Below are 26,601 nucleotides of genomic sequence, written 5' to 3' on the forward strand. Positions count from 1 at the left end.
GGGGTTGCGAAGAAGGCCAGCGGATTTCAGCCTTTCTTAAATATTCTCAAACTACTGTCAGTGTTGCAAAAACAAGCGGGCTACTTCGGTTCGAAAACATCTTGAAGCTCAAGCATTTCACCGTATTTTTTGAAGAACGCTGCACACTCTGGATCTCCTTTTCTGCCCTTAGATTGAATCTGCTTTTTGAGCTCAAGTTTGAAAGTACCAGCCGCTTCTTTTTCACCCAACTTGTTATTGCAAGATGTCAATATTGCCAAGTCGATTGGGTGTGGGCTTCGCCATGACTTTTTGGTCAGCGACAAAGATTCTTTCGCAGCCGCCGCTGCTTCATTCCAGTTGTTAAAGGTGCACTCAGCAAGTGCAAGCGTGTTGATAAACTCTTGCCGGGGATGTTGCGCACAAACTCTTCGCATTGACTCCAATGATTCTTGCGAAATCGATTGGGAAGGTTCGGATTCAATAGACATCAATGCAGTCCAAACACGTTGGTTGATTGCCTGTCCTTCTTTCAAAGAGACTCGACTTTTAACGTACTCTCGAGACTCTGCGATTGCAGTGTCTCTCAATTCTATCCACATGGACTTTGGCGTTTCATTGGTATCAGCAAAAGCAATCCCCCGTTCCGCCATTCTTGCGATCTGCCAAAGACGGTGATCCGGAATTTCACTTCGCAACGAATTTGCCTTATGAAAAAGTTCTTTAAGCTGTTCGCCATCTTGAGATGCAGTGCTGCCGTTTGATGAACTGCATATCTTGCTGATACTTAAGGCACGAAGTAGATCGAATCCTTTCAACTGTCCATCTTCGAGGGCGCCCTGTAGTTCTGAGAAAGCCTCCCTGTTGCGATCCAACTCAAGCAGGCAGATCGCCCTATGAAGCTCAACACTAGCCTGCCTTGAGGCGCACTCGCTCCAGACATCACATTTCTCAAGTGCCGCTTCCCAGTTCCGCTGTCCAATAGCAACTTCAACAGACAGTCTCGCAAATGCTTCATTATTTTGTCGCGAGGAACTTCTGTTTTCCACTAAGAACGCAGATGTTTTCTGCGCTTTTTCAAAGTCCTCCTTGGCCATTAAATTTTGGACTTGGCCTCTTAACGCATTCATCGCCATATTTAATGCGTTGGTTACCCCATGTCGCTTGGCGTCAAAAATGTTGTATCGCTGCTCTGCAATCGGCTTTAACTTGCAGTAGATTGTTGCCGCATCCTTATATCGCTCGGCAAGCATATACGCCCCAGCGAGCGTAGCTTGCGCACCGAAAGCGTCTTCAGAATTGCTGGAAAGATGCGAAGGAGCTTCTTCGAAAAGTGGCTCAAGGGTGCTAATGGCCTGTTCCGATTGCCCAGCGATACCACAAGCGTTGCCCAAGTTAAGCGCTGCACCAAGAACCCTAGGATTCGTGGGCTGAAATCGCTCACGACACAATTTGTAAACATGGGCGTAGTTTTCTATCGCTTCTTGAAGCTTCCCTTGACTACTTTGAGCTTTCGCGAGAAGGGTGAGAGGATGCACAATCTCTGGATACGCATCACCACCTAAATGCCGTTCGATCAACTCGATACAGCTATGACACATCTGTGCTGCGTCAGCAAACTTTTTTCTCGCTAACAGGCTTTCACTGTAGTTGGACATGCTGTCAATTGTGTTTGGGTGAGCCTCTCCAAGTTGGGAGGCGCAGAATTCATATACTTCCTTTCGCAACTTTTCGGCTTTGCTGTGTCTATTGAGTTTCGAATAGACGAAGGCGCAGTCGCTTTTTGCGGCAATTGTTTCAGGGTGTTCTTCGCCTAGGTACTTTTGGTTCATGCCAATTGATTTATCAGCCTCCTTTAATGCATCGTGGTACTTGCCGAGACCTGCCAAAGCCTGAACCGCTTTCCTTGACATGCTCAAAGTGAGCTGGTGACCTTCGCCCAAACAATTCCTGTATTCATCCGTTAGCTTTGTGACCAGCTTCAATGCATCTTCATGGTTTTGTTTCTCGAATAACAGTTCAAGGTCAACGCTCTTTAGTGCAAGTGTAATTGGATGTTGTTCACCCAAAAGTTGATTGGCATACTTTTCATTTTCATCCAGTGTTTTCCGCACCTCGTTGAACTTGCCTTCTCTCACTAAGCTGGCGGCCAAATCGATACTTGCACCGATCGTCGATGGATGCACGATGCCGAATTTTCTAGTTTGGATATCGCGGATTTCCCGACGCAAATTACTGCACCTTTCATACTGGCCGCACGAATATTCAAAGCTTGCGAAACCAGTTTTTATCAAAATGGAATCTTCATCATCTTTCGCCAGTTTTTGATCTGCGAGTGTAAGTAGATCCGAATAGACTGTTCTCGCTTCCGCAACATCGCCAATCGCGTAGTAGCATCTGGCCAAGAGTACTTTCAATTTTGGTTCGAAACTTGCTTCACAGGCTGGCGAGACAATCGCGGCTTCGATAATCGGTACTGCTTCATTGTGGTTTCCAGTTGCTTCCATTGCCTCCACCAGGAAAACAGTCGCTTCCATCGTTTCTTTGGCGCCTTTGCCAAACATATTGCTCGTCAATGCGACCCGCTCTTGGCAGACATTCTCAGCCGCATTGAATTCACCTAACCCCATGAAGGCACCGGAGAGCACAGACAAAATCCGGTCTTTCGAAACATAGTCTAATTCTGAGTTTTGGGTTTTCTCGAACGCAACTTCAAGAACGTCTTTGGCAGACATCTGCTTCGCACCAAACCGAGGATCAGAGCTTTTATAAGAATCGGTCATTATTCCAAGAGTCGTGTTTGCTTGATGCGCAGATGCTTCTGCGTTCAAGCGAGCTCGGTTAGCCTTTACCAAGCCGTAGCCTGTACCAATAATTCCGCCGACCATGAGAGCGACTATCGCGGTAGCCGAAGCCACCACTCCGCGATTTTTCCGAACAAATTTTCTGACGCGATAGACTGCTGATGGAGGACGTGCCGACACGATATCGTGTGTTAGAAAATTACTTACATCTGACGCGAGCTCTGACACAGCTTGGTATCTGCGGTCAGCTTCTTTCTCAATAGATTTCATGACGATCCAATCGAGATCCCCTTCAACAGTTCGAGTTAACTTCTTGGAGTCGAGCTTTCGATTCTCTGAAATATTTTCGATGTGCATCGACTCGGTCTGAAGTCTTCTGCTTGGAAGTAAAACTGAATCATGCTTGATCGAATCAAGCGCACGTTGGTACTCATTCTTACCGAATTCGCTACGGTTGAATGGAGTACTGGAAGTAAGCAATTCATACAGAATGACACCGAGTGAATAGATATCGGTCCTTGTATCAGTCAACTCGGGGTTCAAGGAGGCTTGTTCAGGGCTGATGTACTCGAGAGTTCCTGCAAGCTGACCAAACTCAGTCAACCCATCCCTCCTTTCGGAGGCGCGAGCAAGCCCAAAGTCGATTACTTTCACTGAAAAGGATCCGTTTTCAGCGCGGCTGGCGAGAATATTTGACGGTTTCAGATCGCGGTGAATGATACCTTTCTGGTGAGCGTGTTGGACGGCACCACAAACTAACTCAAAAACCTCCAGTCGCTCAGTTACGCTCAATTTCTCTTCGTCACAAAACTCGGTCAGCGGTTTACCGTCAATCAATTCCATGACGACGAAGGCTCGTCCGTCTTCGGATGTGCCGACGTCGAAAACGCGAGCAATGCTTTCGTGATCCATTGTCGCCAGAGCTTGACGTTCAAACTCAAAGCGTTGAAGAGCGCTATCATCGAGCCGGTCGGACTGAACGACCTTAACTGCTACCTCACGTTGAATTCCATCTGACTGAGTCGCACGATAGACAACTCCCATCCCGCCACGCCCAATTTCCTCCTGCAAGGCATACTTGCCGAGCCATCCCAGCGGTGCGGCTTTTTTCGGCTCTCTTTCCCAGGAAAGATCCGAGATAACGCCTTCGAATTCAGGAGAATAGGCGTCCTCTATCTCTTGCTTGGTGATGGGACGTCCGTCAAGAAGGCAATGTCTCAAGGTGAGTTGCAGTAACTGCTCAAACAATGCCTCTCGAATTGTGACTTCGCTGGACGGATACACTGACATTGCTTTTTGAAGTGCGTGCAGTTCCTCTCCCTGAGCCACTTCTGTTTGCAACACATTTTCAAACTCATCGCAGGCATCTCCCACTTGAGCCATTGCAATAGATGACAAAGCATCGAACCGGTGATTGACAACTTCTTTCACGACTCAGGCCTTTCTGTCAAAGAGAGCGAATTGCAAATTTCAAAAACGCTATTCATCTTTTGAATCAGGAGAACTAATAGACTCGGAAACGGATTTCAGTTCTTCCTGCAACTGCCCCAAAAGCTTCTCGGTGACGTCGCTCTGTTCACGTTTTCGCAGATTGTCACCAATCTGGGCAAGCAAAGACAATTGAAGAAACTCAGGATTTTCTCGGATGATAGCACGCGAGTTTCGAATGAGAGTGTTGGCTCTACTTTCCAGGACTTCTCCTTCGAGGCCTCGCAGACAATCTTTAACAATCGCCTTCGAAAGTGCGGGATCGCCAAGTCGAACAATTGCTGGAAGTGCGTTAAGCTGATTCGGCGGCAGCGTTCCATAGCGGCGCCTGTACTCCAACAGGTCGATCGACGTGGAGGCACGGTCATCGAATTTACTGGAAGTAATTTGAACAGCCGCAGAAAGAAACCCGCGAAGAAACAAAGCCTCATCATGGATCATTGGAAACGGGCAAGGTAATTCAAGACAAGCATCACAGGCAGCGATTGCTTTTTGAAACTCATGATTCCCTGCGCGAGGGTTCTTGGGATCTTGCGGTGCCGCAAGGAAATAGAATACCGCTGCCGCAAAATAGACTTTGGCGTCATCATCTTTTTCTGCCATTTGGAATAGCGTCTGAGCTGTTGATTTGTTGCCCCATAGTTTGCTCATGAGTATAGTCCGGCCAACTTCTGAAAGTTCTTTGCTGAAATAGCGTGGTGGCATGGGAAGGGCTGAGCCTTTACGATCAGGCGAGTAAACAAGCTGCAAAATCGTCTTTGACAAGTTGTTGAATTTTGCAAGTTCTGTAGGAATTCGCCATTTCTTAAAACTGTCGTTTGCTTGCTTCAAAAGTTCGACGACCTTTTTCGCCAACGCAAACTCCTGCGAACTAGCCCTTCCTTTAAAACGAGCCAATGCTTCCTGATATCGGTCCGCATCCTCTGTCAACGCCGACACCCAAAGTTCGGCAAAATCGCTAAATGGATCATCGGGATACACCTGCCGCATTTGAGCAGCCGTGTACTTCGCTTTATCAAATTCTCCGAGCCATAAATACGACTGCGCCAATAGACGCCCTGCAGGAAGATGCAACACGTTTCGAGCATCGGCCCAAACTTCTTCGAGAGAATCTATTAACTCGGCTTTGTCCAATGTTGTCATTGCTGTCGCAACAAGTCTTGCTTCGACGTTGGTGCTTGTCGAGTTCGCGATGGCCTTCAGTCTCTTGCTGCTCACCTTCTCACCGTTGAGAAATCGAAAAACATCAATGACTTCAGAATTCGTTTCATAGTCTGGATGCTGAATTACTTGCGACATGGCTTTGGCCCGCACATCAGGATCACTCATCGCGTCAGCGGCCTTTAGCTTTAATTGAAGCAACGAGAACGAAAGATCGCTTTCTGATTCGTAGGATTTGATACCATCTATCAACTCGCCCCAGCCACCATTGGAGGCAAGGATCATTGCTTCTTTCTCTTTCAGTTTGGCTGCTGCTTCTGCCGCTTGAGTTTTCCGCTGCAATTCCTTTCTCTCAAGTGTGATGGCGGCTATTTGAGAGTCCTGCCTTCGTTTTGTTTCCACTCTCCTGGTTTCCGCCTGGGCACGTTTGCTCGCAAGCCAAAAACCTGTTGTTTCAGTGAGCATGATCAAAGTCACTAATGCAATTGCGACACTGCCTCGATTTCGCGAGGTCCATTTTTTTACCCGATATCCGACAGATGGTGGTACGGCCAGAACAGCCTGCCCCGCGTTGAATCTTGTGATGTCGTCGGCCAATTCGGCTGCGGACCGATATCGCCGCAATGGCTCTTTCTCAATCGCTTTGGACACAATCCAGTCGAGGTCGCCGCGAACTTTTGAGCGAAGTGCAAGCAAGTCTGATTGACGAAGCGATGCTACCTCGGGATTCGACACCGACGAATCACTTAGTCTTTTGCTGGGAACTGGCGGCTGACTGTTCTTGACTGCTTCAATGACATCTCTAAAGCTCGAACCGGAAAGCTGATCCTTCCCAAGTGGAGTCGTTCCAGTCAGTAGTTCATAAAGCAATACGCCCAGTGAATAGATGTCCGTTCGTACGTCGATCTTGTCAGGGTTTAGGTCCGCCTGTTCTGGACTGAGATATTCCAAAGTTCCGAGTAGTTGACCAAACTCGGTGAGGCCGCCGCTATTCGTTGACTTTCGGGCCAATCCAAAATCAATGACTTTGACCGCAAAGTCCCCATCCGGGCTACGAGATGCCAATATGTTTGAAGGCTTCAGGTCGCGGTGAATGATTCCTTTCTGATGTGCATGTTGAACTGCACCGCAAACCGATTTGAAAACTCCAAGTCGTTCGTTGACGGTGAGTCTTTCGAAATCGCAGAACTCGGTAAGTGGCTTGCCACGGATCAACTCCATGACGACAAATGCTCTGCCATCCTCGGAAGTGCCAACGTCGAAGACGCGCGCGATCCCTTCATGATCCATTGCAGCCAAAGCTTGCCGCTCGACTTCGAAACGCTGACGGGCTCCTTCATCAAGCCGTTCGGGCCTGACAACTTTTATAGCTACATCGCGTTGAATACCATCTGATTGGGTTGCTCGATATACAACCCCCATGCCACCACGTCCAATTTCCTCACGCAATGTGTACTTGCCAAGTTTCCCCAGAGAGGCGCTCTCGTCAAACTCTTCTTCCCACAAAAATTCCACAATCACATCTGAAAAATCAGGCCAATCAGATTCTTGGAAGTCGCTTTTGATCAATGACTGCCCATTTCGCCGACAATGGTCTCTAGTCAAAATTAGCAACTGCTCGAACAGCGCCCGTCGAGTCGCGTTGCAAAATTCTACTTGGCTACTATCAAACGTGGAAATCGCAGTCTTGATGGCTTCCAGCGGCTTGCTACCATTCGATTCTTGACTCAAGAGCTTCTCGAAATCGTCACAAGCGTCAGCGACCTTGGACATTTCTTCTGAACCCAAGTCACCAAAACGATCTACTTTCGACATATTCAATGGACCTCGAGCCTGTGTTTCAGCAAGTACACGGTTTCACACCAACAGATTGCAAAGTGCCGTTGGAGATTTCACCCAATTCAGAATTTTTACACTTGGACCTAATCAGAGCTTTCACTGAATTCACTCAGTGCTTTTCTCAGCTCTTTCAGCCTCCGACAGACGGATGCCTCACTGAGCTTTAGCTCCCGTGCGATCTCCTTGGAGCTGACGCCCTCGATCCTCAATTGAAGTATTTGCTCGATATCGCCACTTGCTGACTTGGTCGCGTAGGCTTTTAAAAATTGCATTTGCTCTTCAATCGAAGCAAGAACCCACGGTTCCTCGCTGTTGTCATCCTCAAAGACTCTCTCTTGAATCCCGGAACGTTCAATATCTCCGCCTCGCTTGCCCGCCTTTTCTTTACGATTGGCGAGCAAGGCCTTTTTCTTTGCAATGCCGAATGCGATTGGCCAAATCCCGTCTTTCAACTCTTCGTAAGAGAAACCTTTTTGCGAAATGCCATCCGGATCTGAGGGATCAAGTTCGTTGACGTATCCGATCAAGCTCATGAAGGCGACATTCTTAATGTCTTCCGAATTCATGATCCGTCGCGGAGCGGCTCCCAGGTATTTACTCGCAATACCTTGAATTCGACTTCCATAGCGTTCCCACAGTTCGTTGATCGCATCCTCATTGCCATTGCGAATGTCGGTGAGCCTCTCAGGCGGTGTCTCTTCCTTGTCGAATCCCATTTCGAAAGATCTCTCTTAACTACGTACGGTCAATAAATTTTATTGTAGTGGCAACGAAAATGCGTTGCAAAGTTACGCAAACCAAGACTGATTCATAAATCGCGAGCAGATAAAAATCGTTCAAAGACCGCGCGAAACTATCGAATTCACAAAAAAGAGCCCACTTCAGACGCACGGTCATTTCAGCCGCTAACGACAGCATTTTTCTCAAACGTATCCAACTTAGAACTACATGGATTAGCGTTCGGCTTTTCTTCGCTCGGGGATTTCCCGGTGTTTGTTTGGATTGGCCAATAGCCATTGGTATGGCAGTAAGCCAGTGAGATCGCGATCGAACGCATCGCTCGCTAGGCGAAGTTGTTGGATCGACAAGTCGCCATCCGCTACGTAGCGATTCAATGCTGACCACTGATTCAGCTTTTAGTCGCCGCTTTTAATGAGACGGCGCAACACGTAGCAGCGACGCCAACTTGAGCTTCATCTCAGTTGACAGACCGAAGGAGAACTTTCCAAACAAGTGGCCGTCACAACTGCAATTGCCCATTGGAAATATTGAAAGATATCTGAAATGTCCTCGGACGGATCGCAATCCAATTCCTGAGACCCATCAGTCCTCGAATTCCCATCTTTATGGCGGTGACAGATGCTCTTAGACGACTGAAGTCCATTGTCGCAGGAATGCGGCGGTGGCAAGTCATGCCCAGTTTCTATAGGAGATTTAGCCTTGATCGAAATCAACCAATACCATGACAGTGCCCTGCCACATGTCAATCACGCTTATCAACCCTCGTCTCCCGATGAGGAGCCGTTTCGACTGGAAATGACTGGGGCGGGTCAAACGGTACTCAATCAATCCCGGCCAAAATTACCCATACTTGAAGCCGACATCAGGCGATATCAATCGTTGCCTGGTGACGAAGGCAAGCAGGCCGTTCGCGAGTCCGAAGGGCGAAGGTTTGATGACGACGAAGTTCGTCAACGCCAATACCGCGTCAACGCGACAGCTCTCGAATATCTTCGTCAGCTGAAAACGGGTCACGAGCAGGTCCGTGCCCAGTGGAACCTGCAATGGCGAAATAGCCATCGCTCACATCGCAAGCTTAATGGACTAGGAGTAATTCGTGTTGTTTTGGGAACGGCGATTGGGCTGCTCCTGTTCGTCCTGATTGCCGACGGAAGCAATGCGGTCAACACAATGAGTTCATCTATTGACGAAATGGAAAACAACGTCTTCGGTATCGTCTGTTTGGCGGCCCCGATCATCCTGTTGATTCTGGTTGGACTCGAATACGCTCTTCACTGTCTCGATGAAGCACATCGTCGCAGGTTCGAACGGGGCCTTTCCTGGCTGGTGCTACCACTGGGTTTAGTCGGCATGGGCATCTTTTCGTGGAAGGTCGGGGCGTTTCAGGACCTCAACCTACTTACCGAAGGTGACACAGGTCCGCCTTTCTGGGCGCTTACGTTGACAGGAATGATTGCTTCGTCGCTTGTGGCATTCATTGCATTGCGTGCGATCAGTGAATCGGCTGCCCAATACTTCGGCTATGAATTGGCCCAGTCTAAAGATTACCAAGCGGCAGAATCGTGGGCCAACCGTCACAACATCATCGTGGCTCAAATCGAAAGCCGCATCGTGTGGCATCAGGAATTCAATGAGTCGTTGAAGCGCGAACGAGGCAGCTATATCGAAGAGTGCCTAGCCGTGCTGGGAACGTTCCAGCGACTTGCAGCCCGTTCACTACAAGCGGCCACTGCGGAAGCTGAACTTGCAATCGCAAGAGATGCCTTTGCCCTGCCCACCGAAACGGATGTGCCGTATCGGCAAAATTCGATGCTGTCCGGTCACGAGTCGTTGATCTCACGGAATGGCTCGCCTCCGCCTGCTCGCACTGGGAGTTGAGCTGAACTTGCCAAGCCCGTTGGTCACAACACCTGACTATAGATTTCTTAACTGCATCTTTCTGGCTCGATTCGTTCTCCGTTGAATGTCGAGCCAAACAATCAAACTCAAACCAAAGAGAGAAAAATGAAAACCTTTATCCCCATTGTCCTGTTGGTCGTATCGACGTTCACAGGGCCAGTCAGCTGCTTCGCGCAGCAAAGTAACGCCGCTACCAACGGCCGCGACACGATCATTGTGATTGGGTCGGGACTTGAAGCGGAGATGAATAATGACATTAAGTCACACGTCGCCAAGTTTGTTGGCGACGCAAACGGTGGTGACCGGATCCACGTCTATTCAGGATCGGAACATTCTCCAGTTGCGACGATTTCCATTCCTGAAGCAACCGGACGCGCCCGCCTTCGCGAGCGCTCGCTCATCTCGAGCTTCAGAAAGCTGTCCGAATTCTTGGAGCAGAACACCGGCTCGGAAAATCCGGGGCAGTTCGGCTTTTACCGTCTGCCGGATACCTACTGGTCGGTATCAGACGGTAAGAGAGATTGTCAGTTCGTCTTCATTGGCGACCCGGTTTTTCATGAGCCACGTCGAAACGGATTTTGGAGCTTTCAGGGAGGACGCTTTCCTTCCGACAACTCTGTAATCTCAGCTGATTCCACCTCGCCTTTTATTAACAGTCAAAAAAAACCAGTTCCTCATTCCGTAGACGTCTCCATTGTTCCAATTTCGAGTGACTGGGGTGACTCGAAGCTGCATCGCGAGCACATTATCCGGTTTCTTCGATTGGCCATGCAGCAGCAGCTTGGCGGACGGATGGATCGTGTCACTGACAAGATGAGTGTTGCACTGGATCCTTCGACGACGAGCATCTTTCGTCAGGAAGTACAGCCCGACGATCACCCGATGGTTGGAATATGGACGATCAAAAACGGAGTTCATCAACTTATCACGCCGGGATCAGCACGAAACGAAAGTGATCGAGTCAGCCCCTCACCTGTCGAGGGCAACTCTGGCAGCAACCGTCAGCCACGGAACGCGTCCCGATCAACGACCGGCAGTACCGAAGAAACCTCGCTTGCTCCTGGCGAGAGTTCGCCGTCGTTTGCAGGGGTGGACTCGACGCACGATTCTTCCGGAAGCCGACCAAATGAAACCGAGGTCACTGCTGATCGCGAAACTTCAGATTCTGGAACGTCGACTTCGCCCGAAGAAGTATCGGAACATACACAGCCTGGTCTTAGTCTCGGACAGGTTGGATTCGAGCAAGTTGTCGATGAACCGTTAACCACCGATGGCATGGGCGCTGCGCCTGTGCAGGAACAAGATGACACGAGTCGAGAGGAAATTGCAACTCAACGGCGAACGATGAAACCGTCTATAGATCAGATCGACGCCTCGAAAGGCGCAGGAGCAGAGAGTCACGGCGATGTTGAAAAGCTTCGCACGCAAAACAGTGATTTGCAGGAAGAACCTGAACTCGCAAACAATCGCTTGAACGAACTTGAAGACATGTCTTCACGAGAAGCATCTGCGATCGCCAACGGTACCGAGCCAAGTGTCATCAAAACCAAGTCGCCTGTTCTTTCTCAGTCAAAGGTCAACACATACCGCGAAAAACTTGCTGCTTTGGAACCGGAAATTCAGGAGGGCGTAAGACGCATTTTTGCGACACGTCCCGATGCAATTGTCATCCTTCATCAAGCCTACACGAAGTGTTCTCACGCAGATGTAGATCTTGTTATAGAAGGTCCGCGAGGCTCACTGTCCAAGAACTCAGATCCCGTTAGTTTCGGGGAGGTCATTCAAACAAAGCGTGGCTCCATACCCAATGGTTCCATTAGCTTGCGGGAAGTCCAAACGTTGTTCGCGATTTGGCCTGAAGACGTTAACGAAGTATCTCTGGCGTCAAACGTCGTGTTCTCTCACTTTCCTGTACGCACCAAACTGATCGCGATTGCCAACGATGCCTGGGCAGAGTCCACGTTTGATCAGCAGAAACAGCTTGACTCCGCTACCTCTCGGAAATCTTCGAGCGCATGGGAACGCATTGGTCTCGTTTCCATGTTTCAAACGGGTTTCTCGATCTACGAGTAGCCGATTATTCCTCACTTTACCCCTACGGAAAAAATCATGAACAAAACCAATCAAGCGTTGAATTCTGTCAAAGCCCTTTTGCTCGGGTTGCTCCTCTTTGCCGCCGGTTGCAACCAAAGTGGTTCAACTTCCACTACGAACATTCCACCTTCGGTTGCTGTACATTCGCTCTCTGCCGTCACCGTCGTGGATTCACCAACGGAGTACTTCTACCTTCTCGCGGATGGGCTCGAAGCTGGCCTGAAGGCGGATATTGGTTCGCTAATCGTCAAACACATCGAGTTTGCAAAGCCTGGTGACATCATCCACTTTGTGCGGACTCCCGACAACAAGTGGTTAGGAACCATTGAAGTGCCACAGAAGCACGGTCCAAAGCGTTTCAGAAACCGGGAAATCCTGGACGCCTTCAAGCCAGTCCTTGGATACCTCAAGGACGAGTCTGACGTCCCCGACGACTTTCGCGGGCAGTTGAATTTGCCGAGTCTCGTCGAGCGATATTGGTCGCTTCGGAAGAGCGATGGCGACCCGATGATCATCCTCGCCGGAACGCCGTTGTATCACGAACCCGATCAGCCCCAGTGGAGTTTTCGCGGTCGCCGTTATCCATCTGTCTCGTCCATTAACGATTTCACCAGCACATTGCCGTTCCGAAATCCAAACCTGAAGCCTCTCCCGGAGACAGCTCAGATTCGATGGCTATTGCCATCGAACAATTGGGGAGACAGCAAAGAACACGAGGACAGACTCCTCGAATTTTACCGCCGGATGTTTGACCAAGAGATCGGGGGCGAATTGATCCGCTTCACCGCGAATCCGCAGAGCTTGTTGGGACAAAGTGACGCCTCCGGCTTCCTGGCTCTGCCGGAATGCAATGACCATTATCCACCGAGAATTCTGACACTTCCTGAGTCAGAGCCGACGGTCGCGCCCATCGGTACGACCTGGAATGCTCCAGCGGAAGTTGAAAGCGAGATTCAACGGGTGTTGGATTCGCCAAGCCAAACGTTGTTCGCAATCAACTGGCAATCCGGCTCTGCAGACACAGACATCGACATCTGGCTCAACGAAAAAGAAGCGCACGAACAACTCAATTTTAAAAACATGAAAACTTCGTTTGGTCAGTTGGTACGTGATATCCAACACACAGGTAGTGCGAACGCGAATGATAGCGAATTCTCTTCGTGGGAGTTAGCGATCGTGGACAAAGATATTCGCTCGCTAGATGACTTCGAGATGTGGCTCAATTTTTATGACGGCGGCGGGCCTGCGAACGTCCGTCTCATAACGGTCTATCGCGGAACTCAGACTGCTTCCGAATTTCGATTTCCGGGCCGAGTAGGCGACCGCGCTAACGGTGAAAACCAGAGAGACGGCAACCCAAGTTGGCTTCCCGTGAATCTGACCAACATTGCCCGCTACCACCGAAGCCTGAACTAGCAACGTTTTTTCTGGCGGCAATGTTGCCGCTTTCCTTTTATCCAATCTGGAGAATCCTGATGAGATCCTATTTTCCGTACCCAGACCTCGTAGTCGTGGCTGGAGTCATGTTGGCAACCGTTCTGACAGGGTGCGGCGCGCAAACAACAGAACATCAAGTGGGCTATCAAACAGCCTCTCAACGCTATGAGCGGCCAACTGAAGAAGGTCCGCAGCTTGCAGACGACAGCGAAAGTGAACCCTCTGGTGAACTTGGTTCCGTTTCCGTTCAGCCAGATCACTCGCCGGAGCCGGAAAGCCTGAATCATGAACATGTTTCTCCGGAGCACAGTCCCACGATTCTGGAAACACCTGACCGGAACGCGGAATCGCTCGCGTTGCAGCAACGAATAGAGGAACTGGAGAACGAAAATCGCAGACTTCGCGGGAACTCGGCTGACCGTCGATCCACATCTGCGGGTACTAGCGCGAACCACGAAGAAGCCCCATACCCATCTGCGGAAGAAATTGATGAACTGGATACGGCTACGGGCGAGTATCAACAGTTGTTGACGGACCACAGAAAGTATCTTGATCGCCTTCTTCGGACATATCAACGAAAGCGACGGATGTTCGCCAAGGCAGAAGCCAGTTATCGCGTGGATCACATGATGACCGGATTCAAGTTTATGGAGTTGTTGTTTACCGGAACGCCGAAAGCTTTCAATACACTACCGGAAAAGGATATCGTTGCATTCAACGAATTCGTCGAAGCTGCAGAAGACCTTTCTCCCGAGCTGGAAGCGTTCCTGCAGGAATATGGTCTCGATGAAATCGACGACTATGAGCAACTTGTAAAACTTAATGACGAACTCGAGGTCGTTCTGCAAATGGATGAGCCAACAACCGGAAATCGTCTCTTGGATTACTTCAAAACTCTTGAGGAGCTGGGACAAGAAGCAAACAATCGACAAGGTGCGTATCAATCGGGAGGTCAGCAATGAGGACCATTTTATTTTTCATTGGATTCGCTGTTAGTCTTTGCTTCCTTGATGCCGGGATTGAACAGGCAAATGGTCAGGGTACTAAATATCGACCAGTTCCCAAGAAAAAGTCGAGAAAGTCGCAGAGCCGTCGGAAACCGAAAACTAATAAATCGAAACCTCAAAAACAATACGGAAAGTTCTCGAAGAATGCATCCCAACATCGTGGATGGACGAAACCTCGCAACAAAAGTGAGCGGCAAGCGCTTCGCGAAGCACTGGCCGGTCATGGGCGAGCCATCATGACTCATCACAAGATCAATGACCCGAGATTTCAGGCACGCGGTTGGGAAAAATGGGCTGTAAAGGTTCGAGAACCTCATCGGATGACCATCAAGAGTAAACAACTCAGGCCACCCGCGATTCAGGTTCACTATATGCGGAACACGATCACCGGCGAGCGAGTTGGCTTCAAGTTTAAGCAAGGAGAGAGAAAGGCAGGGTCGAGAAAACGTTAGCGTGAAAACGATCCAACTTGATGCTTGATGCCGACAATCAAGTCCTGCGCATCTATTGCATTGGACTTTTTGAACTTAGCCAATGAGTTGTTCACGAACATTTCAATCAATATTGGGGCGCTCCCGAGCCTTTGAGACAAGTCAATTGGCCTGAAAACGAAAACGGGCGTCTCTTGCTTTGGATGATGTCGAGTAACTGCGGCTCGTGGCATCCCAAATTTAAAAAAGATCTTTAATAACCTGAAATCGAGACGCACCCAATGCAACTCTTTCATTGAATCCGAAGCGATTGCAAAGCAGTTCTTCTTTGTGAAGCAATCGACCAAACAATATATCAATGGTTACAGGAGTGAAGTGTGGAAAACATCAATATCAATGTTGGCGGAGTTATTGGCACTGTGGTTGGCTTAGTTCTAGTCGCTGCTATCTACGGACTCAATCATGACCCGGCGGCAACAGAAGTACCGTGGTGGGTTAACAATTTGGCCGTAGTGACTTTCCTGTTCTGCCTCTTCGGAGGGAATAACGCATGGGCGGCTTCATGCCACCCGGAAGAGAAAAAGAATAGTGAAATCGAAGCCTAGCACTTTCTCCCAAAGGCTCTTCCAATGCAAAATGGGAGAGCCGCTTCTTCAATTTGCATTTGACTGTTGGCCTGTTGCCGGATGGCCATTCCCCTGTCACATCCGACTACCGCTGCAAATGAAACTACTTTCCAATTTAGAATGTTGCGAGCGGTCGCTATCGGACTTGAATCACCGTTCTGAAACCCGAAAACTGTTCGTTTGCGAACTAAGAGCTACGCCAAATCCGACGCCGTTAGAGCATTGGATATCAGGAATCGATTCCAGCCACTTCAAAGTAGTGATCGAGGCTAATTCATTCGACCGCGATCTGAATGTGAAACGGCGATTTCATCGACCCACTAATCGACCCACTAATTCGCAAAATGTGTAACTGGTGGACGCATTGTCTAAGAGTGGTGAACGAAGAAACCCCGTAAAAACAAGGGTTTGCGAAACGAGCTCAAAGCCAGATCGAACCCCTGACAGACTTCGGAACCGAGGGTTGCAGGTTCGAATCCTGCCGGGTGTACTTTTTGAGACGCCAAAAACCGAGGTCGAATATGACCCTCGGTTTTTTCGTGCGCAGTCCCCTCGTCTTGAACGACCTACCAATCGCGCCTCTGGCCCAGAGCCTATCCATCGGAGTGCGAGCGGACGTTTTGGCTATGAGGCGAGGCGATTCGGTCGAAGATTGGCTTTCAAGTCGATACCCAACGGAAGTTATTGACTGGAACGCGTTGACCGTTTGGATCGCTGACTTGATCCTGATCTGTTGCGAGAGAGACATGCGTCGTTGCGGTTTGCCTCATGATGGAGCGCGGGCTTTCTGGAGAGCAAAGCTGACGATTTCGATTCGCGTGAATACCGGTGGCGCGACGGCAAAGATGTCGATCTTGGGCAGATAATGGCATTTCGCGTCTGCTCGGATCAGAAGAAGCGGCAACAGCTATTTGTTTGCATACACGCAAGGCATGTTGTGCTCTAAGCCTCAGGCAACCCTCGAATCGTTGGGCTCAACCAGCGAACTAGCCAATTGGGATGCGGAAACAAGTCGATCGGAGTGCGCTGACCGACTTGAGCCTTCAACCGGAGTTCGCCAAACGCCAACAGGCGGCCGGCGGGAACGCTGTTTGGAATTGGCATTCTGGCGAATGCTAGTGCGGATCGGTAGTCGCGAAAGCGGATCAGAATTTCCTCACCAAGAAACTCAAATGTTGTTCTTTGGTCAGCGATCGCGACATCCAGTTCGCCGACCATTAGGACTTTGGGGAATCACCTACGTTGTTGGTCCTAATCTTCAAGGTGCCGTTGAGTTCCCAATTGGCGTGCTCGGCCGATTCTCCGGTGCCGCTAGGGACTTTGACTTTCATGTCCTCAAAACCATATGTGATTTCAGCGTTGGCTCCGGTCAATCGATCGTAAAGACCAATTGCAAGGTCAGGCCAGTTCTTTGTGTGCTCAGCGTTCATCGTAGCGGTCCTCAAAAATAAAATCTGGTAGTGTTCAAATTGTAGATGGACGACGTTGAATAAACTTACGGCCGACCGGGATTTGATACCCTTCGACTTCGCCCCCTCAAGCGTCTCCGTGTCGACTAACCGCGAAGAGTAAAGTTCTGCAACGGTTGGCGTTTTATTTTCCGAAAGTCGTCCTGTCGCAAACGTCGCCGAGCAAACGGATGGGCGCCAACAGGTTGTCTCGCATGCGAACTTTTGTTTCTGTAAATCGGCCGAGAATCAACGTCGCATCATCGTCGACCAGGTTGCCAGAAGCCATCGCACCAATGTGTTCTCTCAAGAATGAAATCACATCGTCCGGTGCGTTGTCGTTGTCATTGAGAATTCTCAGCACTCCTTCAATTCCCAAAGGCGAATCATCATCGTTGCTCTTCGCAGATTCAATAAAGGCATCCGAATACAGCAGGAACATATCGCCAACATCTGTCTTGATCTGCCGATGCGGGTAGTTTGTCTCATCCACGATCCCGAGTGGCATGTTCTCGAAGCTTGCATTGGTGCTGGCTGGATCGAGGTGAACCCACTTCTTTCTAGAAGCTTGATAGTAGAACGGGTACGGATGACCCGCGACGGTAATGTCCAAGGTTTGAGTCGGCTCAAAGAAAGTCGCCACAACAGCCGTGGCGAAACCGCAGTCGTCGCCAAGTTTTCCGAATTCCTGATTCATTCCGACGACGAATTTCTTTTGGTTAATTCTGTTGACGTTTTGCCGCATCAGGTCACGTAACGTTTCCGCCATTTTCGACGCAGAGTCGCCGTGGCCGCTCACGTCCACTAAAAGAAACCGGGAGATCCTGCCCGACGCACACGACGTCAGGTAATAGATGTCTCCACCCGCGTCGTCGTTCTGGAAAGGTTGGCTATGCACATAGATATCCAGCCCAGCAGCTTCAAAGCTTTGTTCGATCTTCTGGTTGCCGCCCCAAATTTCCATACAGCTCATTCGTTGGCGGGGAATCTCTGAAAGTTCGTTCATGGAAATTGGTTCTTTTGATTTTGAAACGCAATGTTGGGCGTTAGGGGGTCGGATGTTAACCGAGATTCAGGTCGCGGAAGGCTCAGCGTAAAGTTTCTCAATGTTGCATAAATGAATGCAGGCTTCAGGACATTCTGACGCAGGTCTGAATCGCCGCCTTCGTGTTCGACGTTTTTCCGCGAAAACTCGGGTGAATCGTCACCGAAGCATCGCTGACGATGGTTGCAAGCGTTGCGCCAATGCGGTTACCAGCGGAATACCGCAAACGAAAACATTTGCAAACTTTCCAGAATGCATATCCCGTTCCACAAAGCCGAGATTCCTCATGAGCTATGCCCGTTCGCGACTTTTGCTGGGAGTCACTGGCGTCGGGTCGTTGGTGACGATTAGTTTTGCGGCTCTGCTCTCCGGCTTACCGCAGCGTTTTATGAGCGGCGAGGAGATCTATGGAGTGAGTGAGTTCCTACAGCTTGCCATCGTCACCGGAATGTTCATTCTCTGGCTGATGCCGCTGGATTTTCTCGGCGGTTTTCTGTTACCGAACATGTTTCAAAGGTCGAGCCAGTCGTTTCAGTCCTGGTTTCGCAAGTACGTTCGCGCGGTCGCATCACAAGGCTTGCTCTTTCTGGTTTTCGGTTCACTCATTATTTTCTTCAGTCAAATCTTCGGATGGCTGGGGGGACTTATGGCAATCAGCTTTGCGATTGCTGGTTGCTTCTTTGTTCGCAATCGCCTGTTGCTTAATCGACAAACTGATTCCGAGAGTTCGTCTGAGAAATTGGTTGAAGCGATCGGGCTAATCCAGTCGTGGCAGGTGTTTGTGCCAAGGACCGTCGTCGTAGAGCACGGAGACATTGGTTTCACGGGAGGTATCGTCGGCTTGGGGGAAGATGTCAAAATCGTCATCCCTCATGCGTGGCTCGAGTTCGATACAGAGCAACTTGCGACCGCGATTGCTCGGCGTGCAGCGGCGATCGATTCGGGCAGCTATTCACGTGGCTTGATGTTAGCGTTTGCATGGAACGTTGGCGGGTTCCTGCTCTGCTCATTGCTGCCTGGAGCAGGACTCACTTCTGTCGCTGGGCTGGTGACGACGGTCTGCGGTTTCACGCTCTGGTCGTTTCTTGGGCTGTTGATTTTGCCGACGGTCAGTCGAAATGCTTCGTTGCAAATTGATCGGCAGCTAATGCAGCAAGGCATGCCAGTGCAGTTGATTGTTAACACGGCGTCCGAGCTGGATCAGCTTCAGGATGGTGAGCCGGAACGTCCCCGGTGGATCGAAACCATTTTCCATCCGGTGCCTTCCGTCGCCAGTCGCGAACGTGATCAGCCCGTGCGGGGAATCGCGGCATGGAACGTGGCAAGGACGACTCTGTTTTTCTCCTGGGCCTGTCTGGGATTTCTGTCGCGATCAGTCCACTGCAATGTCGGGCGACCAGAACTATGGACGATGCTACCCACCGATTGAATTCACGTCAGAATTTGGTGTAGCTTTCGGGGACGCTTGTGACTGACGGAGTTTATCTCGATCAACTGGTTTCTCATTTTAGATCCGGTCTCAAAAACTTGTGGCTGGGGCGAGACGCCCAGCCGCACCTTCACAGGAGGTTTTGAAACCTGCTCCAACAGTTCACTGGTCATCGCGACCGGTGCTTCGCGATTTTGAAACTTCCAGAGCTTTTTCGGATCGGTGACATCCGTCCATCGCCAGCACACTGGAAACGGTCGAAACCGCATAGGGGACAAACATCGTCAGTAAAGACTGAACCCAAAACGTTCCGCACAACGTTCCACTGCATATCCGGTTGCCATGGTTGATGCCGATCAGGATCGTTCCAACGATCAACGACATGATGGCGGCTCTGCGCACGACAGCGGCTTCGAAAGCGTGAGCTCTAAGCTTGGCAAGAAACTGGATGATGCTATTCATGATTTTCGTGAGGCAGATCTTGGCTTTGGTGACTGACTTTCCGACGACTTGGCCGTCCGTGGCCGGTTCCGCTTTGACGTTGAACCGACCGGAACGTTAGCCCGCCGTGTTCGCGCAGGCCACTTGGCGATTCTGACGTGGCATTTTCCGACGAATCTTGACTAGAGCCTGATCCACCGAAGGATAGATTTCAAACAGACGATTGAGGCCAAGAAACCCAAGGATTGCGATGTCATCGTGAGTAAGTTTGGTTTCGAAGTCGATCATCTTGTGTCTCCTCTTCTAGTTGCCTAACTGTCGGTAAGACGGAATATCGCCAGGCACCTTACGCCATGAAGATTTATTTCCAGAATTGCCAGTTGGCATCGAGAAACCGTTTTCTTCTCCGGTTGAACTTCTTCGAATGCGTCAGCACTTTCACGCCAAACTCTCGACAGACAACGCTGCTTGACGGCTGCTGTCAGTTTTTTGCCGGTCAAGTTTGTGACACGGTGCGTTGGCACACCATTTAGCGAAATCGTCGTAAGGAAAAGAATTCTTCTCTGTCATGATTAAAACGTGGCTTCGGTCGCAAACTTTTGTACAGGAAATCAGGAAGAAACATGATGAATATGAAAATCACGCGTCGCCTCGCAATGACTTCGTTCGCCTTGGTCACCTTGGCCTCGTTGCCGGCAGTTTCATTCGCCCAATCAGCCGATAGCGGACTTGAAAAGCAACCCGCGACTCAAGAGCAAACCGAGATTGGCCTGGAAGGAAATTGCCCGGTTTGCTTCATCAAGCATGGCAAGTGGGTTAAGGGAAGCAAAGAACACGCTGCCAGTTTCGATGGTGTGACTTACCTGTTCCCGAGCGAAAAAGTGAAAGAAGTGTTCGAGGAAAACCCGATCGCATACGTTCCCGCGTTCGGCGGCGATTGCACGGTTTGCTTCGTGAATTCGGGAAAGAGAGTTCCGGGCAAAATTGAATTCGCAACCGTCAGCAACGAACGGCTTTTCCTTTTCCCGGGTGACAAACCGCTCAAGGCATTCCAGGAGTCGCCTGAAAAATACGCCGACGTTGATATCGCGCAAGACGGCAACTGCATCGTTTGCAAAGTCAAAGCTGGGAAAGACGTTCCGGGCGATAAAAAATTCACCGCTGTTCACAACGGGCTTCGCTACCTGTTTCCTTCGGATCGTGAGCGACAGGCATTTGTTGCTTCGCCGGAGAAGTTCTTGGCAGCGACTGAAACTGCCAGCGACAAAACGGCGAAGACTTCGGCAATCCGGATTCAAGGTCGTGCAGCATGTGCTGCTTGCGAATTCGGAGTTACTGCAATTAACTCACCAGACCAACTTGGGTTCGCAGTCACAACCGACGATGGTCGCGTGTTCGTGATCGAAGACGTGCATACTCGCTGGCCCCAGCTTTACAAGGATCGCTACGACGGAAATCGTGTCGCTGTTTCCGGAGAGGTTATCAAGACAGAAGGTAAATTCACGTGGATCAATCCTGAATACGTGAAGCCGCTCTAGTTGCCTGTTGGTCGCCCGATTCGGATCGCAACTTGATTCGAAATCGAGTGGCCGATGCACCCCGCCCTGCATCGAAACAGGGCTGGACGCATTGTCCATTCAAACCAGGTTACACGAAAACAAAATTTTGGAGACGCAATGACTGCCTCTATTTGTTCGACTCGCAACGGCGTTCCAAGCCAGTTGATGGCGTACTTCGCCGCACTCATTTTTATCTTCGCAATCTCGGCCAGTGCGGATGCCGCACCTGCAATTGCTGAAGACGTTTCCGTTTCGGCTTCGGTCCACGTTGCAGCAGCCGAAGGTGCCGAGCCAGAGGCAAAGCTGGTCGTGACAGCCCATATTCCTGAAGGGCTGCACATCTATGCCCAGACTCAACCCAAGCCATTTCTGGCGACCAGGATTTCCGTTGACTCAAGTGAAGATGTTCGTCTGACAGAAGAATTTCGACCCGTTCGATCGCCGATCGTGATCAGGCACAAGTCATTGAAAATCGAGCTTCATGAATTCGAACATGAAATTAGCTGGGAAGCACCGATTGAAATCTCCGCTGGCGTCGATGTGGGCTCACTCGTCATCAAAGGGGAAGTTTTTGCTCAAGCTTGTGACGCTGACAGTTGCTTTCCACCGCAGACCTATCAGTTCGCGGCCGAAGTGAAACTTGTGGACAGCGCCGAGTCCTTCGTCTTCGCCGAGCTTCCGCCAGTCGAAGCTGATCAAGACGACCCGCAGCAAGAAAACAGTCAGGGTAGATCTACCGAAGCCGCAACAGCATTCAGCCTCGATAGCATCGAAGCGAAATCGTCAACAGAAAGCAGCGTTTCCATTTGGGCGATCTTGCCGTTGGCATTTGTCGCTGGCTTCATCCTCAACTTCATGCCTTGCGTACTGCCGGTCGTCGGGCTCAAAGTGTTGTCGTTTGTTTCCCAAGCCGACAATGATCGCCGTCGCATCTTCATGCTCAACCTGTTTTATTCGTTGGGCATCATCAGCGTGTTGCTGGTTCTGGCCACCCTGGCGGCTTTCGCCGGTTTGGGCTGGGGCGAGCAATTCAGCAGCGTCGGCTTCACCGTGGTGTTGGCATCGATTGTTTTCGCGTTCGCGTTAAGCTTCTTGGGCGTATGGGAAATCATGTTGCCAGGCTTCGTCGGTTCCATCGGCGGTGCGGCGGAAGAAGAAGGTCTGACCGGTGCTTTCTCAAAAGGTGTTCTAAGTACAGTTTTGGCGACACCGTGCAGCGGTCCCTTCCTTGGATCAGCACTTGCGTGGGCCGTTATTCAACCAACGCATCTGACGTTTCTTGTTTTCGCAACAGTCGGCCTTGGGATGGCGAGCCCTTTCCTCGCGATCGGATTCTTTCCCAGCCTGGTCAAGTGGTTGCCCAAGCCCGGACCATGGATGAAAGGATTCAAGGAATTGATGGGCTTCGTTTTGATCGCAACCGTGATCTTTCTACTTAGCTTCATCCAGATTCCGGCACTGGTGCCAACGGTCGCGTTGCTGGCAGCAGTCGGGATGGCATGCTGGTGGTACGGCGGTAAGAGTCTCAAGAGCTCAAGCAGCGAATGGTGGCGGCTCGCAACGTCGATGGCGATCGTTGTCTTTGGAGCCTGGTTGTCGTTCGGTTGGTTGTATGAAGTTTCAACAGCAAGGTTTGATCGAGCAGCGAACCGACACGTAGTTGATCAAGCAGGGCAAGCGATGCAAGTCGCCGAGACTCCGGTTGGAGAAGATATTCCGTGGCAGCCTTATTCTGAGGAGTTGCTTGAGCAGTCGATAGCCAGCGGCAAAACCGTGTTCGTAGACTTTACGGCAGATTGGTGCCTGACTTGCAAAGCCAACGAATCAGTCGCAATCAATCAGCCCGCTGTCGCAGATCTGATTCAGCGTGAAGGCATCGTTGCGATCCGAGCCGACAAGACAGCACCGTCTCCTGATATCGATCGTTTGTTGAGAAAGCTCGGAAACAACAGTGCTTCGATTCCGTTTTATGCCGTGTTCCCGGAAGACAGCCCAACCAAACCGGTTACGCTCGAAGGGATCTTCTCGTCGCCGGAAGCATTTGTGTCGGCGCTGGCGACACGGAAAAGTGGGTAGCGTCTCGTCGACTTTCGATCCCGCTCAGGTTTGCGAAGAGTTGCAAACGTGCTCCGGATGTGAAACGAACACATTTCACCCCGACCCACGATTGAGAACGCGGGCGGGAAGGAAATCGGGCAATGTGTATCAACTGACATAAAGTTGAACTTTGCCCAATCGCCAACCGTGACGACGAAGAGTCGAGCTCTACGAAACGTCGTTGTTGATGGCAACTTTGTAAGCTTCTGCGATTTCATCAGGCCCGGTGATCGTGGCTTGCATGTCGCGAATCAAGCCGTCCTGAATTTTGTAAATCCATCCGTGAACTGCCAGTTCCTGGCCTTTCGCCCAAGCTTCCTGAACGACTGTCGTGTGGCAAACGTTGTGGGCCTGTTCGACAACATTCAATTCGCAAAGACGATCAAGGCGCTCTGCTTCGTCCGAAATGTTTTTCAACACAGCATCGTGCTTGTTGCGCACATCACGGATGTGACGAAGCCAGTTGTCGATCAGTCCCAGGTGATGATTCTGGCTGGCTGCCTGAACGCCACCGCATCCGTAGTGACCGCAAACGATAATGTGTTTCACTTTCAAAACGGCAACTGCGTACTCAACGACGCTGAGGCAATTAAAGTCCGTGTGCACAACAACGTTTGCAATGTTCCGGTGAACAAACACTTCGCCCGGCATAAGCCCCACGATCTGGTTCGCGGGAACGCGGCTATCGGCACAACCGATCCAGAGATATTCCGGCGTCTGCTTCTTGGCTAGCTCAGAGAAGAAGTTCGGGTCTTCGGCTGAGACGCTGTCCGCCCAATTCCGGTTCTTTTCAATCAGTTCGGGTAAGATTCGCATTGTGATTTCCGTAGTGAGTGCTGCAGTGCTGCAAATGCCAGATTGGCGTCCTGAATTCAGTCCTTAACTATAAGGAATGGTTCTGGATTCGCAAACTCCGCTATCGACTTGGATTTCAACAAGCTTTTTACGTCACAAGCAATAAATTTCAGTTCACGCCCCTCAATATAGTGGCCGTTGAAAGTATGCATTCGATCGATCCACGGTAGGGATCATCGACTATATCGTTGGAACAAAATGTTCTTTCTTCAGGACTTCCACCAGTTCAGTGCAGACAGAATTAGGATGTTTTTCAGCCAGCTCGTTGCGACAATAGTCAACGATTTCGTTGCCGATCGGACGTGGTACGATTACTTCGATTTTTGTCATCCTGGTTGCAGAAGGCAGTGAGCCTTGAGCGTCATGGATTTGATGTCGCCCGACGCCCTCAACGTTTGTCAACGTATAGCCCGATGCTCCCAGTCCGATGACGTTGCGGCATACCTCGTCCTGAATGTTTGCCGAAACAATGATTGTGATTCGTCGCAGTTTCTCGATGGCCCGTTTTCTGGCTGAATGCTTGTGCTCCGCCAGGTGCTTGTGCTCATCCAGTCCGACGACTCGCAGCTCCAGATTCGCATCTGAAAAATCGCTTTCGAGTTCGTGTAGTTTTTCCATTACGCTATGGTCGACCAGTTGCGTGTCGGACATGTCAAGAATCACGTTGCGGCGCTCGTTCAGTCCTTCATTGACCAGCTTGCTACGGAACTGAATCCAGTTGCTGAAAACGGCCGATTTGTGAGCCTGTACCAATGCGGTGTTGTCATCCTTGATTGTGATGTCGAGGTAGGGTTTGAACAGCGAGGAAACAGGGACTCCATTCAGCAAATGAATAAACATTTTCACGCCGATGCCGATCGCGATTCCAATTAACAGGTCCGTAGCCAGAACGCCAACCAGCGTTGCTACGAAAATGATCAGTTGCTCGGGCCCGGTTCGATAGGTATGAACAAACTCGGTTGGATGCGTCAGCCGGAATCCTGTGTAGATCAACATCGCCGCCAACGCCGCCAACGGAATGCGATGGAGAACGGTAGGTAGCAAGGCAACACAAGCCAACAAGAATAATCCATGCCACAGGTTGGCGAACCGCGTTCGGGCGCCATTGTCGATATTGGCCTTGCTTCTCACAATTTCCGAAATCATCGGCAGGCCTCCAATGAAAGACGCGATCAGATTGCCGACGCCGACAGCAATCGTGTCGCGATTCATATTCGTTTTTCGCTTCCACGGATCGATCACGTCAACTGCTTTGGCGCTCAGGATGGATTCCAACGATCCAATGACAAAGAACATCAAAATCCAGACGATCGAATTGCCCAAATGTTTGGGCGAGTAGGCCGCAAAGTCCGGTGTCGTAATAAAGTCGAACATGCCGAACACCCGGTCTGGCATCTGAACCAGAAACGATTCGCCGACTTTGTACTGGTGTCCATTGAACTCATAGCCATGCTCATGAAGCAGGTCGAAGTACATTCCCATCGGAACGGTCACCAGTAATACAACCAGAGGCGAGGGAACCGCTTTCAGGATGGCGGTCGATTTTTGCATGATCGGCCAGAGGAACATGATCGCCAGCCCAATGACGCCGATCAGCGCGATCTCCGGATTGAGGTGTTGAATATAGTGAGGAATCTCCTGCAGCATCTCCAACGGCTCGCCTTTTCCCCCTTCGTATCCAAGCGCGATCGGAAGTTGCTTGACCATGATGATGATGCCGATCGCTGCGAGCATTCCATGGACCGCGGCCAAGGGAAAGAACTCGCCCAGAATCCCGCCCCGGAACATCCCGAAAAGAATCTGCAAGACTGCGGCCCCAACACCGACAGCTAACGCAAGCTTATAGGCCTGCATGTCGATTTCAGTGAATCCGCCCATCGCTCCGTCACCGCCGAACGATTCAATGCAACCAATCGCGATCACGATCAGTCCCGCAGCCGGACCTTTGATCGTCAGTTCCGAGTCACTGATAAATGTTGCGACTAGCGAACCCACCACAGCGGTAAAGATTCCAGCGATCGCCGGATAGCCACACGCCAAAGCGATTCCCAGACACAGCGGCAACGCGATCAGGAAAACAAGGAAGCCTGAAATCAGGTCATAACGCAAGTATTTGATGAACCCGTTGACATTGCCGACAGGTTTTTCAGTTTGAACCGAATTCAATTCATCAATTTGTGAGTTCATCTCAAAGCGCTCGTATCAAAAATTGGAGGGGATG

Annotated in this window: 19 protein-coding genes and 1 pseudogene; 9 read left to right on the forward strand and 11 right to left on the reverse strand. The window is 50.4% G+C overall.

All coding sequences use genetic code 11. The features are described from left to right. Positions 1-80 precede the first annotated feature (80 nt). The 4 genes and pseudogenes from MFFC18_RS04235 to MFFC18_RS04245 all read right to left on the reverse strand — a co-directional run bounded on the left by MFFC18_RS04235 (position 81) and on the right by MFFC18_RS04245 (position 7,987). Complete coding sequence (locus tag MFFC18_RS04235; RefSeq protein WP_148618631.1) at positions 81-4,214, reverse strand: serine/threonine-protein kinase; 4,134 nt, start codon at positions 4,212-4,214, stop codon at positions 81-83. Positions 4,215-4,262: 48 nt separating this feature from the next. Next, positions 4,263-6,029, reverse strand: coding sequence for a hypothetical protein (locus MFFC18_RS25410; protein ID WP_238381135.1), 1,767 nt, complete (start codon positions 6,027-6,029; stop codon positions 4,263-4,265). A 240-nt stretch (positions 6,030-6,269) separates the two neighbouring features. Continuing rightward, positions 6,270-7,247, reverse strand: a pseudogene (locus tag MFFC18_RS25755) (serine/threonine protein kinase); the annotation flags it as partial. Positions 7,248-7,354: 107 nt separating this feature from the next. Further along, positions 7,355-7,987 carry an ECF-type sigma factor gene (locus MFFC18_RS04245; protein ID WP_075081932.1) on the reverse strand — a complete coding sequence of 211 codons (633 nt, stop codon included), beginning with the start codon at positions 7,985-7,987 and terminating at the stop codon, positions 7,355-7,357. 724 nt (positions 7,988-8,711) lie between these two features. On the opposite strand from MFFC18_RS04245, the gene MFFC18_RS04250 reads away from it, so the two are divergent. The 6 genes from MFFC18_RS04250 (at position 8,712) to MFFC18_RS04275 (ending at position 16,372) form a co-directional block, all read left to right on the forward strand. Then, positions 8,712-9,890, forward strand: a complete 1,179-nt coding sequence (locus tag MFFC18_RS04250; RefSeq protein ID WP_075081930.1) for a hypothetical protein — start codon at positions 8,712-8,714, stop codon at positions 9,888-9,890. 126 nt (positions 9,891-10,016) lie between these two features. Next, on the forward strand, positions 10,017-11,984 hold the full coding sequence (locus tag MFFC18_RS04255) for a hypothetical protein (RefSeq protein ID WP_148618632.1): 1,968 nt from the start codon (positions 10,017-10,019) through the stop codon (positions 11,982-11,984). A gap of 36 nt (positions 11,985-12,020) precedes the next feature. Next, positions 12,021-13,421, forward strand: a complete 1,401-nt coding sequence (locus MFFC18_RS04260; RefSeq protein WP_075081928.1) for a hypothetical protein — start codon at positions 12,021-12,023, stop codon at positions 13,419-13,421. A 59-nt stretch (positions 13,422-13,480) separates the two neighbouring features. Beyond that, complete coding sequence (locus tag MFFC18_RS04265) at positions 13,481-14,404, forward strand: hypothetical protein (RefSeq protein ID WP_148618633.1); 924 nt, start codon at positions 13,481-13,483, stop codon at positions 14,402-14,404. Positions 14,405-15,257: 853 nt separating this feature from the next. After that, positions 15,258-15,485, forward strand: coding sequence for a hypothetical protein (locus MFFC18_RS04270; protein ID WP_148618634.1), 228 nt, complete (start codon positions 15,258-15,260; stop codon positions 15,483-15,485). A gap of 578 nt (positions 15,486-16,063) precedes the next feature. Next, positions 16,064-16,372 (forward strand): hypothetical protein, encoded by a 309-nt coding sequence (locus MFFC18_RS04275; RefSeq protein WP_148618635.1) that lies wholly within the window; start codon positions 16,064-16,066, stop codon positions 16,370-16,372. A gap of 76 nt (positions 16,373-16,448) precedes the next feature. Here MFFC18_RS04275 and MFFC18_RS04280 read toward each other — a convergent pair whose 3' ends face one another. The 3 genes from MFFC18_RS04280 to MFFC18_RS04290 form a co-directional block, all read right to left on the reverse strand. Next, positions 16,449-16,724, reverse strand: a complete 276-nt coding sequence (locus MFFC18_RS04280) for a hypothetical protein (protein WP_075081923.1) — start codon at positions 16,722-16,724, stop codon at positions 16,449-16,451. Continuing rightward, entirely contained in the window at positions 16,724-16,936 is a 213-nt protein-coding gene (locus tag MFFC18_RS04285) for a hypothetical protein (RefSeq protein WP_075081922.1), read from the reverse strand. The genes MFFC18_RS04280 and MFFC18_RS04285 overlap by 1 nt, the downstream gene beginning before the upstream one ends. Positions 16,937-17,099: 163 nt before the next feature. After that, positions 17,100-17,960: a PP2C family protein-serine/threonine phosphatase gene (locus MFFC18_RS04290; protein WP_075081921.1), complete on the reverse strand. Its 861-nt coding sequence runs from the start codon at positions 17,958-17,960 to the stop codon at positions 17,100-17,102. A 325-nt stretch (positions 17,961-18,285) separates the two neighbouring features. Here MFFC18_RS04290 and MFFC18_RS04295 point away from each other — a divergent pair, with 325 nt between their 5' ends. After that, positions 18,286-19,428: a hypothetical protein gene (locus MFFC18_RS04295; protein ID WP_075081920.1), complete on the forward strand. Its 1,143-nt coding sequence runs from the start codon at positions 18,286-18,288 to the stop codon at positions 19,426-19,428. A 162-nt stretch (positions 19,429-19,590) separates the two neighbouring features. Here the strand turns inward: MFFC18_RS04295 and nrtS are convergent, their stop codons facing one another. Both nrtS and MFFC18_RS24780 read right to left on the reverse strand, forming a co-directional pair. Continuing rightward, positions 19,591-19,890: a nitrate/nitrite transporter NrtS gene (gene nrtS / locus MFFC18_RS04300; protein ID WP_075081919.1), complete on the reverse strand. Its 300-nt coding sequence runs from the start codon at positions 19,888-19,890 to the stop codon at positions 19,591-19,593. Between the two features lie 96 nt (positions 19,891-19,986). Then, positions 19,987-20,157: a hypothetical protein gene (locus MFFC18_RS24780; RefSeq protein WP_157665000.1), complete on the reverse strand. Its 171-nt coding sequence runs from the start codon at positions 20,155-20,157 to the stop codon at positions 19,987-19,989. 338 nt (positions 20,158-20,495) lie between these two features. On the opposite strand from MFFC18_RS24780, the gene MFFC18_RS04305 reads away from it, so the two are divergent. After that, positions 20,496-21,407: a hypothetical protein gene (locus MFFC18_RS04305; protein ID WP_148618636.1), complete on the forward strand. Its 912-nt coding sequence runs from the start codon at positions 20,496-20,498 to the stop codon at positions 21,405-21,407. Between the two features lie 138 nt (positions 21,408-21,545). Beyond that, a complete protein-coding gene (locus MFFC18_RS04310) occupies positions 21,546-23,504 on the forward strand; it encodes a protein-disulfide reductase DsbD family protein (protein ID WP_162273883.1) in 1,959 nt (652 codons plus the stop codon). Between the two features lie 189 nt (positions 23,505-23,693). Here MFFC18_RS04310 and can read toward each other — a convergent pair whose 3' ends face one another. Together can and MFFC18_RS04320 are read right to left on the reverse strand one after the other, a co-directional pair. Continuing rightward, complete coding sequence (gene can / locus MFFC18_RS04315) at positions 23,694-24,341, reverse strand: carbonate dehydratase (protein ID WP_075081916.1); 648 nt, start codon at positions 24,339-24,341, stop codon at positions 23,694-23,696. Positions 24,342-24,560: 219 nt separating this feature from the next. Then, positions 24,561-26,567, reverse strand: a complete 2,007-nt coding sequence (locus tag MFFC18_RS04320; RefSeq protein WP_075081915.1) for a SulP family inorganic anion transporter — start codon at positions 26,565-26,567, stop codon at positions 24,561-24,563. Between the last annotated feature and the right edge of the window lie 34 nt (positions 26,568-26,601).

Origin of the sequence: Mariniblastus fucicola, assembly GCF_008087665.1 — a bacterium.
Taxonomy (GTDB): Bacteria; Planctomycetota; Planctomycetia; order Pirellulales; family Pirellulaceae; genus Mariniblastus; species Mariniblastus fucicola.